The following is a 14,772-nucleotide window of genomic DNA, read 5'->3' as shown; positions in this document are numbered from 1 at the left end:
GTCCGCCCCCACCATGTGCCCGGCGGGGTTCGCCTCGCCGGGCACCCGGCTGCGACGGTAGGCGCGTGAACGCATACGGGGGACGGCGTGGTCAGGCCCGGCGGGACGCCATGACCGTCGAGATCGGGTACGCCGTGCTCAGCGCGGCCTTCGCGGCGGCCGTCGTCTACGGGGCGGTGGCCGGACCGGCCCTGCTCTTCGCCCTGCCCGCGCCGATGGAACACGCCCTGTCCTGGACGGCGTCGGCCCTGGCGTCCGTCCTGTTCCTGGCCCGGGTGGTGAGTGTGCTGGTCCGCTTCCAGCAGGGCCCGCAGCCGAGCCGACCGAGGCGCACCCGCCCCGACTCCCGGTCAAGGAAGGGCAGTTGAACGCCCTTCGAACGACGCCGTGACCCGGGGGGCTGGTAACTCACCGTCGAGCGTGGGCCGTTGCACCAGGTAGGGCACGTGTCTCAGCGGTGCTTTTCATAGGGGTGCCGCGCCTTTTCACGGTTGCCGCAGACGGCCATCGGGCACCGGCGGGCGCGGTTGGCGCGGCTGCCGGTCGAGCAGGACAGGAACAGTCGGCACGCGTCGTTGGCACAGGGGCAGAGCCGGTCGGGTCGCCCCGAGCGCGTCCCGCTCCTCGGCGTCGACCAGCGGCCTGCTGAAGAGCCACCTCGGCGTCGTCGCGGGTCACCTGCGCGGCTCCCTCGGGCGGGTGCTGGCATCAGCGGGGGCAGGAACGGAGGCCGAGCCCGCGCCGACCCGGCCGGCCGCCCCGCCTCAACAGGTCGGCGAGCCCGACGACTTCACTGTTCCCCGTTCCTCGCCCTCCCGGGTCGGCGTCAGGCGTCGGGCTCGTCGTCCGCTTCGGTCACCCCGGTCGTCTGCGGGCGTCGGTCGAACGCGGTCAGGGCGCGCTGGGCCATCGGGTGGGTGCGCACCAGGTCACCGAGGGTGGTGCGGCCCTGCGTGATCTCCCGGAACGCGTTCCACGCGGGCCGGAATCCGGTCAGGGCCGCGTGGAAGAGGCCCGGGCGGCGCTCGAAGACCGCCAGCAGGGTCCTGCCGACGCTCATCTCGACACCGAGGCCCGCCTTGATGGCGAACGCGTAGTTCAGCGCCTGGCGGCGAGCGTCCACCGCGTCGTGCGACTCGGCGATCCGGACCGCCCACTCCCCCGCGAGCCGCCCCGAACGCAGCGCGAAGGAGATGCCCTCACGGGTCCACGGCTCCAGCAGCCCCGCCGCGTCCCCGCACACCAGCACCCGGCCGCGCGACAACGGCGAGTCGTCGGAACGGCAGCGGGTCAAGTGCCCCGAGGAGATGCTCGGTTCAAAACCGGCCAGCCCGAGCCGGCCGATGAACTCCTCCAAGTACCGCTTGGTGGCCGCGCCTTCACCGCGCGCGGAGATCACCCCGACCGTCAGGGTGTCGCCCTTGGGGAACACCCAGCCGTAACTGCCGGGCATCGGGCCCCAGTCGATGAGCACCCGCCCCTGCCAGTCCTCGGCGACCGTCCCGGGCACCGGGATCTCCGCCTCCAGGCCCAGGTCCACCTGGTCAAGCTTGACGCCGACGTGCGCGCCTATCCGGCTGGCGCTGCCGTCCGCGCCGACCACCGCACGCGCCAACAGCGTCTCCCCACCCTGGAGGACCACCGCGACCGTGCGCCGGTCCGGCACCGCCGAGCCGTGCTGCTCGACGCGCTGGACGGTGACGCCCGTGCGCAGCTCGGCGCCCGCCTTCTGCGCGTACTCGACCAACTGGTGGTCGAACTCAGGGCGGTTGATGAGCCCGAACAGCATCTGCTGGGAGCGGCGGGTGCGGGTGAACCGGCCGTTGTTGGAGAAGGTCACCGCGTGCACCCGGTCCCGGAAGGGCAGGTCGAAGCCGGGTGGGAGGGAGTCGCGGGAGGGGCCGATGATGCCTCCCCCGCACGTCTTGTACCGGGGCAGCTCCGCCTTCTCCAGCAGCAGCACCCGCCGTCCCGCGACGGCAGCCGCATAGGCCGCCGAGGCCCCTGCGGGTCCCGCGCCCACCACGACGACGTCCCACACCTGCTGCACGTCGTCCGCCGAAGAGTTCTCGCCGCTCACGATGGTCCGCTGCTCCGTCTCTGCCGTCTGCCGCTGTCCCCCGCATCCTACGGCGGACGTCGCCGCAGGCCACTGTGGGAGGATCTTCACACCCACACGTACATCACAACGTCGCACCCACCAGGAGCGTGCCCATGTCGTCGAATCCGGTCGCCGAGACCGTCGCCTCGCTGATGCCGAGGGCGCGAACGGAGCTGGCCGAACTGGTCGCCTTCAAGTCGGTGGCCGACTTCGACCAGTTCCCCAGGAGCGAGAGCGAGGGCGCCGCCACCTGGGTCGCCGACGCGCTGCGCACCGAGGGGTTCCAGGACGTGGCGCTGCTCGACACCCCCGACGGCACCCAGTCGGTGTACGGGTACCTGCCCGGTCCCGAGGGCGCGAAGACGGTTCTCCTGTACGCCCACTACGACGTGCAGCCGCCGCTCGACGAGAGCGCCTGGACCACCCCGCCGTTCGAACTGACCGAGCGTGAGGGCCGTTGGTACGGGCGCGGTGCCGCCGACTGCAAGGGCGGCGTCCTCATGCACCTGCTCGCGCTGCGCGCCCTGAAGGCGAACGGCGGCGTCCCGGTGCACGTCAAGGTGATCGCCGAGGGCTCCGAGGAGATGGGCACGGGCGGCCTCGAACGCTACGCCGAGCAGCACCCGGACCTCCTCACCGCCGACACCATCGTCATCGGCGACGCCGGGAACTTCCGCGTCGGCCTGCCGACGGTCACCACCATCCTGCGGGGCATGACGCAGGTGCGGGTGCGGATCGACACCCTCCAAGGCAACCTGCACTCGGGCCAGTTCGGCGGCGCGGCCCCGGACGCGCTCAGCGCCCTGATCCGCGTCCTGGACTCGCTGCGCGCCGAGGACGGCTCGACGACGGTCGACGGCCTCCCGGCCACGTCGGTGTGGGACGGCCTCCAGTACGACGAGGCGCAGTTCCGCAAGGACGCCAGGGTGGTGGACGGCGTCGAGCTGATCGGCGCGGGCACGGTCGCCGACCGCATCTGGGCGCGGCCCGCCGTCACGGTCCTCGGCATCGACTGCCCGCCGGTGGTCGGCGCCACCCCGTCGGTGCAGGCGAGCGCGCGGGCGCTGGTCAGCCTGCGGGTGCCGCCGGGCGTGGACGCCGTCGAGGCGACCAAGCTGCTCCAGGCCCACCTGGAGGCGCACACGCCGTGGGGTGCGCGGGTGCACACCGAACACGTCGCGCAGGGCCAGGCGTTCAGGGCGGACACCACGAGCCCGGCGTACGCGGCGATGGCCGAGGCGATGGCGGTGGCCTACCCGGGCCAGGAGATGCAGTACGCCGGTCAGGGCGGCTCCATCCCGCTGTGCAACACCCTCGCCACGCTCTACCCCGAGGCGGAGATCCTGCTGATCGGGCTGAGCGAGCCGGAGGCCCAGATCCACGCGGTCAACGAAAGCGTGTCCCCGCAGGAGCTGGAGCGCCTGTCGGTGGCGGAGGCCCTGTTCCTGCGCAACTACGCGGCCGGCTGACCCGGCAGCACGACGGGTACGCGCGCGGGGTGACGCCGGAGCAGTCCACCGCCCCGCGCGCGGAGGGACGTTTCACGAGACGCCTGGTGGACGGTCTTCCTCGTCGACGCCGCCCCGCGCGCGGAGGGACGTTTCACACCGTCGTCGTCACGTACGCGCGCGTGCCGCCGCCCCACCAGGGACTCACGGCACCGGAACTCCCCGTTCCAGGTACATCGCCGCGCCCCGCTCCCGCGCGCGCAACGCCCAGTGGAGGCGTTCGTAGCGGACCGGCGGCAGGAGGTCGGCGGCCTCGTCCTCGGTGACGAAGCGGCAGTCGCGCAGTTCGGGGCCGGGCAGCAGCAGGCGGGCCGCCTCGTCGGAGTCGAGCAGCCCGCCGTCGTAGAGGAAGCGCAGGCCGCCGAAGCCGGGCGGTGCCGGTGCCTCCCAGTCGACGACCAGGAGGCGGGGCGGCACGTCGAGGTGGATGCCGGTCTCCTCGGCGACCTCGCGCATCCCGGCGCGGGCGGGGGGCTCGCCGGGTTCGACGACGCCACCGGGGAACTCCCAGCCCGCCTTGTACGTCGGGTCGACCAGCAGGACGCGGTCCCGTTCGTCGAAGAGGAGGACTCCGGCGGCGAGGGTCTCGGCGGTGGGCTCGGGCGTCTGGACGATGTCGCAGGCCGGCACCTGCCCGTTGCCGACGGCCTCGGCGATCCGGGCGGCGGCCTCACGCGCGGTCAGGGTGCTGGTGTCGACGAGGTGGGCGTCGGCGGTGAGCCAGGAGGCGAGGGCGGCGCGGTACGGCTCGATGTGGTCGGACGACCACTGCCGGGTACGTATCTCCCCGTCGCCGAGGCCGGGTGGGACCTCCCGGTCGGCGATGCGTTTTCGCAGGACCGTGTCGGTCGGGGCGAGGACGATGTGGTGGACGCCGATCCGACGCGCGGCGAGCCCTCCGAAGATCTCGTCGCGGTACTCCTGGCGCAGCAGGGTCATCGGGACGACGAGGGTCCCGCCCAGCTCGGCCAGCATCGCGGCGGCCGATTCGACGACGAGACGGCGCCACACCGGCAGGTCCTGACAGTCGCCGACCTCGGCGAGGTGCTTGGGCGGGAGCAGTTGCGTGAGCGCTCCGCCGATGACCTCGGGGTCGAAGAACGTGCTGTTCGGGATCAGGTCGATCAGTTCCCGTGCGGTCGTGGTCTTGCCCGCACCGAACGCGCCGTTGATCCAGACGATCACGGTTCCCCCTCTTCTCTTGGACCACTGAGGCTTGCCCGCTTCACCCCGTCTCGGAAACCAGTGCGAGTTAAGGACACATACAGGACAGCGCCGGTGCGCTCCCTGAAGGAGCGCACCGGCGCCGTGTTCTGGCCGGGGGGACGCGGTCAGTTGTTCCGACCGAGGGCGTTCTCGCTCTCGGCGAAGCTGTCCTGGCTGACCGTCTGATCGAGCGTGCTGACGGTGTCCCTGACGTTCAGATCGTCGAGAACGGTGTGATCCTCGGCGTGCGACGGACTGACCGCGGCGACGACAAACCCGGTGGCCAGCGAGGCAAGAGCAAGCATGCTGCGCTTCTTCATACCCACCCCAACGCCCAGACCCACCCCAGAGTCACGCCCCAAAGGCGCGCAAGGCTGTGTTCACCATGCGGCTCCGCCGCGCGGGCGCGCCGGGCCCCCACCGGCCGCCAGCCGACATCCACCCAGAACCCGGCCGGAGGCCAGAAGCTCAGGCCGCCGCAACCCCCGCACGAGCCAGCACCGCAGCCGCCGCCCCCACCAGCCCCGCATCCGTCCCCATCTGCGCAGGCGCAACAACCAACCGCCGCACGAACGACAACGTCGCATACCCCCCGAGCGCCGCACGCAACGGCGTGAACAGCACATCCCCCGCCTTGCCCACACCCCCACCGATCACCGCTATGTCGATCTCGACCAGCGTCGCCGTGGCGGCGATGCCCGCGGCCAGCGCCTGCGCGGCCCGCTCGAACGACGCGACCGCGACCGCGTCCCCCCGCCGCGCCGCCTCCGCCACCGCCGCGGCGGACCGGTCCCCGTCGGCCCCGGGCAGCCACCCGTTCTCCAGCGCCCGCCGAGCGATGTTCGGCCCGCTCGCGATCCGCTCCACGCACCCGCGCGACCCGCACGGACACAGGTCGCCGTCGAGATCGACGCTGATGTGACCGATGTGCCCCGCGTTGCCGGTGGGCCCCGGATGCAGCCGGCCGCCCAGCACCAGCCCGCCCCCGACCCCCGTGGAGACGACCATGCAGAGCGCGTTGTCGTGCCCCCGGGCAGCCCCCTGCCAGTGCTCGGCGGCCGTGATGGCCACGCCATCTCCGATCAGCTCGACCGGCAGCCCGCCCACCGCGTCCCGCACCCTCGGGACCAGTGGAAAGTCCCGCCAGCCGGGCACGTTCACCGGACTCACCGTGCCCGCGGACGCGTCCACGGGTCCGGCGCTGCCGATGCCGAGCGCCGTGACGCGGGACCACAGCGGCGAGGCCGTCAGGTCGCTGAGGACCTCCTCCACGGCCCCCATCACGGTCTCGCCGTCCCGCTGTGCGGGCGTCGCGCGCTGGGCGCGCACCTGGATCTGGCCGAGGCCGTCCACCAGCGCCCCGGCGATCTTGGTGCCGCCGATGTCGAGCGCTGCCACGAGGTCGGTGTGCATCAGTGTCGGATCTCCCCGTCAACCATCGGATGTCCCCCATCGCGCCGGGGGCCTCTCCCGTCGGTGACGGGAGGGAAGCGGCCGGTCTGACGGTGGGGTCGCAGGCCGGAGTTCGCGATGGACAGTCTCTCGTGTATATGACAACGTTGTCCAGGCTCTATGCTCGACGCCACATCCTCATACAACCCTATGGTCCGGCGCACCCCTGTGGACGAGACAGGACCGTGGCGGAACCGAGAGAGGCAAGGACAGCGCATCGTGCCCGAGACCGGCCGCCGCCCCGCAGGCCCTCCCACCCACCGCTACGGCAACCGGCCGACCATGAAGGACGTCGCCGCGCGCGCCGGAGTGGGCCTCAAGACCGTCTCCCGGGTGGTGAACAGCGAGCCGGGCGTCACCCCGGACACCGAGCGCCGGGTGCAGGAGGCGATCGACGCGCTGGGCTTTCGCCGCAACGACAGCGCGCGCGTCCTGCGCAAGGGCCGAACCGCCAGTATCGGCCTGGTGCTTGAGGACCTCGGCGACCCGTTCTACGGCCAGCTCAGCCGCGCGATCGAGGAGGTGGCGCGGGCCCACGGGGCGCTGCTGATCAACGGGTCGAGCGCCGAAGACCCGGACCGTGAGCAGGAGTTGGCGTTGGCGCTGTGCGCGCGCCGGGTGGACGGTCTGGTGATCATCCCCGCCGGTGACGATCACCGGTATCTGGAACCGGAATTGAGGGCGGGCGTCGCGACGGTGTTCGTCGACCGTCCGGCCGGGAAGATCGACGCGGACGTGGTGCTGTCCGACAACTACGGCGGTGCCCGGGACGGCGTCGCCCACCTCATCGCGCACGGTCACCGCCGGATCGGTTTCATCGGCGACATGCCCCGCATCCACACCGCCGCCGAACGGCTGCGGGGTTACCGTGCGGCCATGGACGACGCCGGGATCACGGTCGAGGACGCCTGGATGTCGCTGGGCGTCACGGACCCGCAGCGGGTGCGCCGGGCGGCCGTGGAGATGCTGTCGGGACCCGACCCGGTGACCGCCGTCTTCGCCGGGAACAACCGGGTCACCGTCACCGCCATCCGGGTCATCGCCGAGCGGGCCCGTCCGGTCGCCCTGGTCGGTTTCGACGACATCGAGCTGGCCGATCTGCTCCAGCCGGGCGTCACCGTCGTCGCCCAGGACTCGGCGACCATCGGCCGTACCGCCGCCGAACGCCTCTTCCGCCAGCTGGACGGCACCCTCCTCGCCCCGGAGCGTATCGAGATCCCGACCCGGCTGATCACCCGCGGCTCGGGCGAACTGCCCCCGGCGAACTGAGGAGTTCATGACGGACCGCACCCTGGAGGCGCTGGGCCTGGCCGAGGCGCCTCGCGAACACCCCCTGAGCTACCCGGGGGTGTGGCCCGCCGACTCCGGACTCCTCGACGGCGACCGGCTGTTGCCCCTGGACCGGCTCACGTTCGCGGACCGCGTCCCGGTGCTCGCGGTCGGCTCCAACGCGTGTCCCGCCCAACTCCGGCACAAGATGGCGGAGTTCTCGATCACCTCGCCCGTTCCGCTGGTCCGGGTCCGGGTGCGGGGTATCGAGGTGGGCGTCTCCGCGCACGTCAGCCATCTCGGGTACATGTCCGCGGCGCCCGTCGTGTCGCCGGGCACGGTACGGGAGTTGTTCGTGACGTGGCTGGACGCCGAGCAGCTCGCGGTGGTCGATGCCAGCGAGGGCGTGCCCGCGCCGGACGGCAACTACCGGCGCCTGTGGCTGCCCGCGTCCGAGGTACCGGTCGAGCTGGCGGACGGCACGGTGCTGCCGGGGGTGTTCGGGTACGTCAACCGGCGTGGGGTGCTGCACGACGGTACGGGCACGCCCCGGCCGCACCCGCGCGACCAGCGCGCCCTGCTGACCCAACTGCTGCGGGAGTCAACGGCGTTGAGGCTGCTGTTCGGGTCCACGCCCGAGGAGTTCTCCGCGCGGGCGCGGGCGGAGAACGCGCGGTGCGACGCGGGGACGCGTCTGTTCGCGGCGGAGGGGCTCGTCACCGCGTCCGGTCTGGAGACGTTCACCGAGGCCCAGGAGTACGGGAGTTCGCTCCCGCACTCCTGACATCGCCGAGGTCGGTTCAGGGCGCGGACACCGTCAGGTCGGCGCGCCTCGGGGTTCCGAGGGCCTCCAGGTCGGCCCGGGTGAGGCCGGTCGCGCGGGCCACCTCGGCGATGTCGAGGGCGCCGCAGTCCAGGCCGCGCAGCAGATAGCCGCTGAGGGCCTTGGCGGTGGCGGGTTCGTCCATGACGTCGCCGCCGGCCCGGTTCACGTACCGGGTGAGGCGGCCCGCCGCCTGTTCGAAGCCCTCGCGGTAGAAGGCGAAGACGGCCGCGTACCGGGTCGGGATGTGACCGGGGTGCATGTCCCAGCCCTGGTAGTAGGCGCGGGCGAGGGCGCGGCGGGTGAGGCCGTAGTGCAGCCGCCAGGCGTCGTGGACCTTCGCGGTGGGGCCGACGGGCAGGACGTTGGTGGAGCCGTCGCTGATCCGGACGCCGGTGCCGGCGGCGGCGACCTGCATGACCGCCTTGGCGTGGTCGGCGGCGGGGTGGTCGCTGGCCTGGTGGGCGGCGGAGACGCCGAGGCAGGCGCTGTAGTCGAAGGTGCCGTAGTGCAGGCCGGTGGCGCGGCCGTCGGCGGCCTGGATCATCCGGGCGACGGTGGCGGTGCCGTCGGTGGCGAGGATGGACTGGCTGGTCTCGATCTGGATCTCGAAGCCGATCCGGCCGGGCTGAAGGCCGCGCGTCTCCTCGAAGGCCGACAGCAGCCGGACCATGGCGGTGACCTGCTCCGGGTAGGTCACCTTGGGCAGGGTCAGCACGAGTCCGTCGGGCAGGCCGCCGGCTTCCAGGAGGCCGGTGAGGAAGATGTCGAGGGTGCGGATGCCCCGGTCCCGCACCGGCGCCTCCAGGCACTTCATGCGGATGCCCAGGTAGGGGGCGGCGGTGCCGTTCGCACAGGCCTCGGCGATGATCCGGGCGGCGCGGGCGGCGGCCTCGTCCTCCTCGGCGTCCGGGCGCGCTCCGTAGCCGTCCTCGAAGTCGACGCGCAGGTCCTCGATCGGCTCGCGCTCCAGCTTGGCGCGGACCCGGTCGTGCACGGGAGCGGCGAGTTCGTCGGAGAGTCCGAGGACGGCGGCGAACGAGGCGGCGTCCGGGGCGTGTTGGTCGAGGGCCGCGAGGGCCCGGTCGCCCCAGGAGCGGACGGTGTCGGCGGCGAAGACGTCGCCGGGTACGTACACCGTGTGGACGGGCTGGCGGGTGCCGGGGTCGCCGGGGTAGCGGCGCTTCAGTTCGGCGTCGACCGGCGCGAGGGAGGCGCTGATCTCCTCGCTGACCGCGCCCGCGAGGCTGGTCGCCACCTTCTCCTGCTGCCCCATCCCACACCCTCCATATTCTTCCGCAGTACGGAATCAACAATCCGTTGAGCGAAGCTATCCGGGCCGCTTCCCGAAGGTCAACACCCGTCCGCACCCGGACACTCCATCACGCCGGTGAGCGGGGACAGGCCGAGGCCCCCGTGACCACGCGGGTCGCGGGGGCCTCGGCCGTCCGGCGGACGATCAGCCCTTGCGGGCGTTGATCTCCTCGGTGAGCTGCGGGACGACGTCGAAGAGGTCGCCGACGACGCCGTAGTCGACCAGGTCGAAGATCGGGGCCTCGGCGTCCTTGTTGACGGCGACGATCGTCTTCGAGGTCTGCATGCCGGCCCGGTGCTGGATGGCGCCGGAGATGCCGTTGGCGATGTAGAGCTGCGGCGAGACCGACTTGCCGGTCTGGCCGACCTGGTTGGTGTGCGGGTACCAGCCCGCGTCGACGGCGGCACGCGAGGCGCCGACGGCCGCGCCGAGGGAGTCGGCGAGCGCCTCGATGATCGCGAAGTTCTCGGCGCCGTTGACACCACGGCCGCCGGAGACCACGATCGCGGCCTCGGTCAGCTCCGGGCGGCCCGTCGACTCGCGCGGGGTGCGGCCGGTGACCTTGGTGCCGGTGGCCTGCTCCGAGAAGGAGACGGTCAGGGCCTCGACGGCACCGGCGGCCGGAGCGGCCTCCACGGCGGCGCTGTTCGGCTTGACCGTGATGACCGGAGTGCCCTTGGAGACACGGGACGTGGTGGTGAACGACGCGGCGAACACCGACTGGGTGACGACGGGCCCTTCGGCGCCGGCCTCCAGGTCGACGGCGTCGGTGATGATGCCGGAGCCGATGCGCAGCGCCAGGCGGGCGGCGATCTCCTTGCCCTCGGCGGAGGACGACACCAGGACGGCGGCCGGGGAGACCGACGCGACGGCGGCCTGGAGGGCGTCGACCTTCGGGACGACCAGGTAGTCGGCGTACTCGGAGGCGTCGTCGGTCAGCACCTTGACGGCGCCGTGCTCGGCGAGGACGGCGGCGGTGTCGGCGGCGCCCGCGCCCAGCGCGACGGCGACGGGCTCGCCGAGGCGGCGGGCCAGCGTCAGCAGCTCCAGGGTGGGCTTGCGGACGGCACCGTCCACGTGGTCGACGTAGACGAGAACTTCAGCCATGGGATTGCTCTCCTGCGAAACGAGGGTGAGGGGCGGTCGGCGGGTGCGGGCCTCAGACGAACTTCTGGCTCGCGAGGAACTCGGCGAGCTGCTTGCCGCCCTCGCCCTCGTCCTTGACGATCGTGCCCGCGGTCCGGGCCGGACGCGCGTCCGCGGTGTCGACCGTGGTCCAGGCGCCGTCGAGGCCGACCTCGTCGGCGTCGATGTCCAGGTCCGACAGATCCCAGGCCTCGACCGGCTTCTTCTTGGCGGCCATGATGCCCTTGAAGGACGGGTAACGCGCCTCGCCCGACTGGTCGGTGACGGACACGACCGCCGGCAGGGAGGCCTCCAGCTGCTCGGAGGCGGCGTCGCCGTCCCGGCGGCCCTTGACGGTGCCGTCCTCGACCGAGACCTCGGACAGCAGCGTGACCTGCGGGACGCCCAGACGCTCCGCGAGCAGCGCCGGAACGACACCGGCGGTGCCGTCGGTGGAGGCCATGCCGGAGATCACCAGGTCGTAGCCGGCCTTCTCGATGGCCTTCGCCAGCACCAGCGAGGTGCCGATGACGTCGGTGCCGTGCAGATCGTCGTCCTCGACGTGGATCGCCTTGTCGGCGCCCATCGACAGCGCCTTGCGCAGCGCGTCCTTGGCGTCCTCGGGGCCCACGGTGAGAACGGTGACCTCGACGTCGTCGTCCGAATTCTCCGAGATCAGCAGCGCCTGCTCGACCGCGTACTCGTCCAGTTCGGAGAGCAGACCGTCCACGTCGTCCCGGTCCACGGTCAGGTCATCGGCGAAGTGCCGGTCGCCAGTGGCGTCGGGCACGTACTTCACAGTGACAACGATCCTCAAGCTCACGCCGGCTCTCCTACTGCATCGTCATTTACGGCTGCCTCTTGCAGCAGCATAGGCGCCCCAAGCGGCCCATCCCGGCCGGGGCGACCTGCGCTCCGACCGAAATATTACTCACCAGTACAACCAGTTCCTGCCCGCTAAGCAAGCGCTTTGAACTGTGACCTTTGCAACGCAGCGTAATCGGAACTCGACCGATGTGCCGAACCGGGGAGGGGGCCTCGGGTAAGGGTCGCCTTCCCAGGCCGGAAACCGCTCACACCGTCAGTCGCGGAGGCCGTTGAAACGGCCCTGGTGGTACAGGAGCGGGCGGCCGGGGCCGTCGGCGACGCCGGACAGCACCTGGGCCAGCACGATGCGGTGGTCCCCCGCCGGGACCCGGCCGACGATCCGGCAGACCAGCCACGCCTGGACGCCGTCCAGGACCGGGACGCCCTCGGGGCCCTCGCGCCAGACGGTGGGCGACCCGAACCGGTCGGCGCCGCTGCGGGCGAAGGTGGCCGCCAGTTCGTGCTGGTGCTCGCCGAGCAGATGGACGCCTATGTGGTCGGTCGCGGCTATCGCGGGCCAGCTGGAGGCGCCGGTGGCGACGCCGAAGGAGAGCATCGGGGGCTCGGCGGAGACGGAGCTGAGGGAGGTGGCGGTGAAGCCGACCGGGCCCGACTCGGCGCGGGCGGTGATCACGGCGACCCCCGCCGCGTGCCGGCGGAAGACGGAGCGCAGCAGGTCGGGCGAGGCGAGCGACGCGGCGGTGAGATCGGGCGAGGCCGTCATGGAGTGGTCCTTCTGCGAGTCGATGCGTACGGGGCCGTCGTTGCTCAACGGCCCGGACAGCGCGCGCTCGCGGTGCGCGCCAGATCGACGTGGACTCGCCTGTGGAGAAGGAGTTCCGGTGGCATACGGTCAGGTTGACGATAGGTGGTCGGTGCAGTCAAGTGCGTTCCGACATCTGGGAGATGCCTCACCTCGGCGGACACACGCCTCAAACCGCCTCCCCCAGCGCGGCGATGACGTCGGCCCGGCGCGGCTGGCCGGTGGCGCGGCGCACGACCCGGCCGTCGGCGTCCAGGACCAGCACGGTCGGTGTCTTGAGGATGTCGAGGCGGCGCACGAGGTCGAGATGGTCCTCCGCGTCGATCTCGACGTGGGTGACGCCGGGGACCATGCCGGCGACCTCGCCAAGGACCCGTCGGGTCGCCCGGCAGGGGGCGCAGAAGGCGCTGGAGAACTGCACCAGCGTGGCCCGTTCACCGAGGGCGCCGCCCAACTCGGCCGCGTCCAGCCGCTTTCCGTCGTCCCGCCCGCGCACCCGCACTCTCCCGCTCCGTCGTTGTCGCACGATGCCGTAGGCGCCCGCCGCCACGAGCACCGCCAGGCACACCACCAGTCCGGTCACACCGACCTGAAGCGTTCACGAGACCGAAAAGATTCCCGGTCTCCGTGATCCCGTCCGGTGCGGAATGCTTGATTCATGGACATCGATGAACGAGGCCCCCGGTTCGGCGCGGCCGTGACCACCGTCGTGCTGGCGGCCGTGCTGATCACCGGCAGCGCGTGGCTGCTGGCCTGGCAGACGCTGGCGTTCGCGCTGGGCGCGGCGGGCGGGGTGGCCCGCTCGCCGTACGGCTGGCTGTTCCGCCGGGCGATACGGCCGCGGCTCGGGCCGCCGCGTGCGTTCGAGGCGCCCGAGCCGCCGCGGTTCGCGCAGGGGGTGGGGCTGGTGTTCGCCGCGGTGGGCCTGCTCGGGTACGGGCTCGGCCCGCAGTGGCTGGGGATGGCGGCGACGGGGCTCGCGCTCGCGGCGGCCTTCCTGAACTCGGCGTTCGGGTACTGCCTGGGGTGCGAGACCTATCTGCTGGTGAGGCGGGTGAGCGCGGGCGCCCGCTGAGGCGCCCTCGTGCGCGGGAGGTGCTCGGGTAAAAGACGATCAAAACCGCGAGGTGGATCACCTGCGGGGACGTGACAAGGATCTCGCGCTTCCCCGGAACTTGGACTGGCTACCGGGACGTTCTTGGGGCACGATCTGCGACAAGCCGTAATACCTACGGCTCCGTAACTTCACGCCGGGAGATCCCTTCCCAGGCTGAGCACGAAGGGCCCACCCCGTCCATGGCAGAGCTTGTCTACCGTCCCGTCATCGGTCTCGCGCGCACGCTGTTCAAGGCGTGGGACCTGAAGATCGACTGCCAGGGGTCGGAGAACATTCCGCGCGAGGGCGGCGCCGTGCTGGTGAGCAATCACATCAGCTACCTGGACTTCATCTTCGACGGCATGGCGGCGCTTCCGCAGAAACGTCTCGTTCGTTTCATGGCGAAGGAGTCCGTTTTCCGCCACAAGGTCTCCGGGCCCCTGATGCGCGGCATGAAGCACATCCCGGTGGACCGCAAGCAGGGCGAGACGGCGTACGCGCACGCCCTGGAGTCGCTGCGTTCCGGTGAGATCGTCGGGGTGTTCCCGGAGGCGACGATCTCACCGTCGTTCACCTTGAAGAGCTTCAAGTCGGGTGCGGCCCGGATGGCGCAGGAGGCGGGGGTTCCGCTGATCCCGATGGCCCTGTGGGGCACGCAGCGGCTGTGGACCAAGGGTCACCCGCGCAACTTCAAGCGCAGCCACACCCCGATCACGATCCGGGTGGGCGAGGCGATCGAGGCGTCCCGCGACAAGTACGCGGGGGCCATCACCCGGCAGATGCGCGACCGGGTGCAGGAACTGCTTGAGGCCGCCCAGCGCGCCTACCCGGTGCGCCCGAAGGACGCGAGCGACACGTGGTGGATGCCGGCCCACCTCGGCGGCACGGCGCCGACCCCGGAAGAGGTCCGGGCGTCCGAGTCCCGCTGACCCCGGCCGGGCGGATCAGCGCACGGGCTGCGCGGCACGCATCTCCAGCAGCATGGCCAGTTCACCGCCGGCCGCCTCCCTGTCACCGTACGACCTCCCCTGCGGCGGCGGGCTCGGCCCGTTCCTCGCCGCCCGCCGACGTCACGAACTCCTCGCCCCCGGCGGCCCGTTCGAGGCGCATGCCGCCCTGGAGCCGGTCCAGGTCCTCAGATGGGCGACGTTGACGGCGTTATAGAGGTCGACCAGCAGATTGACGCGGGGCAGTCCGGCCTCCGCCAGCACCCGCTTCGTCGAGCAGCCGAACTCCCCCCGGTGCTG

At 71.9% G+C, this 14,772-nt stretch carries 15 protein-coding genes and 1 pseudogene; 6 read left to right on the top strand and 10 right to left on the bottom strand.

Translation table 11 applies throughout. The annotated features are described in order from the left end of the window. Positions 1-65: 65 nt before the first annotated feature. Positions 66-368 (top strand): DUF6332 family protein, encoded by a 303-nt coding sequence (locus ACIQOU_RS01810; protein ID WP_401533008.1) that lies wholly within the window; start codon positions 66-68, stop codon positions 366-368. A 458-nt stretch (positions 369-826) separates the two neighbouring features. On the opposite strand, the gene ACIQOU_RS01805 is transcribed toward ACIQOU_RS01810, so the two are convergent. Continuing rightward, complete coding sequence (locus tag ACIQOU_RS01805) at positions 827-2,080, bottom strand: geranylgeranyl reductase family protein (protein ID WP_401533007.1); 1,254 nt, start codon at positions 2,078-2,080, stop codon at positions 827-829. A gap of 134 nt (positions 2,081-2,214) precedes the next feature. On the opposite strand from ACIQOU_RS01805, the gene ACIQOU_RS01800 reads away from it, so the two are divergent. Beyond that, positions 2,215-3,570 carry a dipeptidase gene (locus tag ACIQOU_RS01800; protein WP_401533005.1) on the top strand — a complete coding sequence of 452 codons (1,356 nt, stop codon included), beginning with the start codon at positions 2,215-2,217 and terminating at the stop codon, positions 3,568-3,570. A 183-nt stretch (positions 3,571-3,753) separates the two neighbouring features. On the opposite strand, the gene ACIQOU_RS01795 is transcribed toward ACIQOU_RS01800, so the two are convergent. From ACIQOU_RS01795 to ACIQOU_RS01785, 3 genes are all read right to left on the bottom strand, one after another. Continuing rightward, entirely contained in the window at positions 3,754-4,794 is a 1,041-nt protein-coding gene (locus ACIQOU_RS01795) for an NUDIX domain-containing protein (protein WP_401533003.1), read from the bottom strand. A gap of 146 nt (positions 4,795-4,940) precedes the next feature. After that, a complete protein-coding gene (locus ACIQOU_RS01790) occupies positions 4,941-5,135 on the bottom strand; it encodes a hypothetical protein (RefSeq protein WP_401533002.1) in 195 nt (64 codons plus the stop codon). Positions 5,136-5,283: 148 nt separating this feature from the next. Beyond that, the gene (locus ACIQOU_RS01785; RefSeq protein WP_401533000.1) at positions 5,284-6,228 is read right to left on the bottom strand and encodes an ROK family protein; all 945 of its coding nucleotides are present in this window, start codon (positions 6,226-6,228) and stop codon (positions 5,284-5,286) included. Positions 6,229-6,486: 258 nt separating this feature from the next. Between ACIQOU_RS01785 and ACIQOU_RS01780 the strand changes: the two genes are divergently transcribed. Together ACIQOU_RS01780 and ACIQOU_RS01775 are read left to right on the top strand one after the other, a co-directional pair. Then, a complete protein-coding gene (locus tag ACIQOU_RS01780) occupies positions 6,487-7,536 on the top strand; it encodes a LacI family DNA-binding transcriptional regulator (protein WP_401532998.1) in 1,050 nt (349 codons plus the stop codon). Positions 7,537-7,543: 7 nt separating this feature from the next. After that, on the top strand, positions 7,544-8,320 hold the full coding sequence (locus ACIQOU_RS01775) for a hypothetical protein (protein WP_401532996.1): 777 nt from the start codon (positions 7,544-7,546) through the stop codon (positions 8,318-8,320). A gap of 16 nt (positions 8,321-8,336) precedes the next feature. On the opposite strand, the gene ACIQOU_RS01770 is transcribed toward ACIQOU_RS01775, so the two are convergent. From ACIQOU_RS01770 to ACIQOU_RS01750, 5 genes are all read right to left on the bottom strand, one after another. After that, positions 8,337-9,635: a DUF6986 family protein gene (locus ACIQOU_RS01770; protein ID WP_401532994.1), complete on the bottom strand. Its 1,299-nt coding sequence runs from the start codon at positions 9,633-9,635 to the stop codon at positions 8,337-8,339. 183 nt (positions 9,636-9,818) lie between these two features. Further along, a complete protein-coding gene (locus tag ACIQOU_RS01765; protein ID WP_401532993.1) occupies positions 9,819-10,781 on the bottom strand; it encodes an electron transfer flavoprotein subunit alpha/FixB family protein in 963 nt (320 codons plus the stop codon). 52 nt (positions 10,782-10,833) lie between these two features. Continuing rightward, the gene (locus ACIQOU_RS01760; protein ID WP_401532992.1) at positions 10,834-11,622 is read right to left on the bottom strand and encodes an electron transfer flavoprotein subunit beta/FixA family protein; all 789 of its coding nucleotides are present in this window, start codon (positions 11,620-11,622) and stop codon (positions 10,834-10,836) included. A gap of 258 nt (positions 11,623-11,880) precedes the next feature. Beyond that, a complete protein-coding gene (locus ACIQOU_RS01755; protein WP_401532991.1) occupies positions 11,881-12,390 on the bottom strand; it encodes a flavin reductase family protein in 510 nt (169 codons plus the stop codon). Between the two features lie 208 nt (positions 12,391-12,598). Next, entirely contained in the window at positions 12,599-13,012 is a 414-nt protein-coding gene (locus ACIQOU_RS01750; protein ID WP_401532989.1) for a TlpA family protein disulfide reductase, read from the bottom strand. Between the two features lie 75 nt (positions 13,013-13,087). Between ACIQOU_RS01750 and ACIQOU_RS01745 the strand changes: the two genes are divergently transcribed. Continuing rightward, entirely contained in the window at positions 13,088-13,504 is a 417-nt protein-coding gene (locus tag ACIQOU_RS01745) for a DUF4395 domain-containing protein (protein WP_401532988.1), read from the top strand. 221 nt (positions 13,505-13,725) lie between these two features. Beyond that, on the top strand, positions 13,726-14,454 hold the full coding sequence (locus ACIQOU_RS01740; RefSeq protein WP_401532987.1) for a lysophospholipid acyltransferase family protein: 729 nt from the start codon (positions 13,726-13,728) through the stop codon (positions 14,452-14,454). A gap of 88 nt (positions 14,455-14,542) precedes the next feature. On the opposite strand, the pseudogene ACIQOU_RS01735 reads toward ACIQOU_RS01740, so the two are convergent. After that, a pseudogene (locus ACIQOU_RS01735) lies at positions 14,543-14,742 on the bottom strand (phenylalanine--tRNA ligase beta subunit-related protein); the annotation flags it as partial. Positions 14,743-14,772: the final 30 nt, after the last annotated feature.

Source organism: Streptomyces sp. NPDC091279 (genome assembly GCF_044757465.1).
GTDB lineage: Bacteria > Actinomycetota > Actinomycetes > Streptomycetales > Streptomycetaceae > Streptomyces.
This window is presented reverse-complemented; position numbering and strand designations above follow the sequence as displayed.